The following is a 1,374-nucleotide window of genomic DNA, read 5'->3' on the forward strand; positions in this document are numbered from 1 at the left end:
AAGTCGTGTTCGATGAACTCTCGCACTTCTCGCCCACGTTCGCCAATTAGAGCCAGAACGGTTACGTCTACGTCCGCAGAGCGAATCAGCTTCGCCAGCAAGGTACTTTTACCGCCGCCAGCCGCCGCGAAAATGCCCATACGTTGGCCTTCGCCGCAGGTGAGCAAACCATCTATGGAGCGAACGCCAAGCGAAATTGGTTTTTCGATCAATTTACGCTGCATCGGTGGCGGGGCATCACGATAAACGGGATACCAAGCACTTGGCTCTTGGCTTTGTGCACCATCGAAAGGGCGGCCCAGTCCATCGAGGATTTTACCCAGTAAGTGATCGCCAACACCGACTTCGTGCATTTTCCCCATCGGGCTCACCTCGGTATTGGATGAAATGCCAAACATGTTGCCAAGTGGGGTAAGCAGCGCGTGATGTTGTTGAAAGCCGACGACTTCAGCCAACAACGATAAGGTTTGGTCGGGATTGCGCAGCTCACACAACTCTCCAACGCGTACGCCCGGCACCACAGCCTTGATGATGGTGCCGGTTACTTGAGTAACGCGTCCGCGAATTTGGATCAAACGCGTTTGTTTGATCGCAGATTGCTGAATATCGGTGATGTATGAGAAATCGTTCAATGTAAAAAATATGCGCAATGATTGATGCTGGGAGAATAGAAAGGATGGGGTGGTATTTATAGTGAATATTGGTCGGGAGTTTTTAGAAAACTGAAAACGCCCTAAAAAAACACGTCTGATTTTGACAGCCTGATAAAAACGCACTTCATATAATTCGCTTGTATTGTACGAAAGGAGTGCAAGTGAATGAGCATTATCAATAGTCAGATAGCAACCAACACCAAGTTTGATGCATCGGTCCGAAATGGATTGGAATCGTCTCGTGCAGACAGCGCCGTAAAAGGCAGTTATCGAGGTGAGACAGTGCGCGTGCACAACGCCACTCAATCGCTTTTTGACGCGATGGAAGAGCTCACATCACTTGGCTCCGAAAAAGCAGAAAAAGATCTCACCAAACGCAAAATAAAAGACGGTGGCGTTCGCGTTAACGAAGCACACGAGCTGGTTTCTGATTACCTCAGAAAGGTACCTGATCTAGAGAAAAACCAAAAAATCAAAGATCTTGCGGCCAAAATGGCGGGTGGCAACATTTCGACCATCGCTCAGCTTCAAGCGTATTTGAATGGGTTTTCGGAAGAGAAAAGCCACCAATACTTAGCTCTAAAAGCGGTGAAGAAATACTTATCGGCCAATCCGGAAAGTAAACACTTATTGGCGCTGATTGACCAAGCGATCTTGAAAATCGAGCAGAACCCGGATTCTTGGTCGCAAATCGACACCGAAATCCGTGTTTCTCATTTCG

The 1,374-nt window shown here is 48.0% G+C and carries 2 pseudogenes; one reads left to right on the plus strand and one right to left on the minus strand.

Features of this window, described 5'->3' with window-relative positions:
• Positions 1–632 (minus strand): annotated as a pseudogene (gene vscN / locus R7Q38_RS23425) (SctN family type III secretion system ATPase VscN); the annotation flags it as partial.
• Positions 633–818: 186 nt separating this feature from the next.
• Between vscN and vopN the strand changes: the two are divergent.
• Positions 819–1,374 (plus strand): annotated as a pseudogene (gene vopN / locus R7Q38_RS23430) (SctW family type III secretion system gatekeeper subunit VopN); the annotation flags it as partial.

Origin of the sequence: Vibrio sp. Vb0598 (assembly GCF_033338935.1) — a bacterium.
GTDB classification, from domain to species: Bacteria; Pseudomonadota; Gammaproteobacteria; order Enterobacterales; family Vibrionaceae; genus Vibrio; species Vibrio alginolyticus.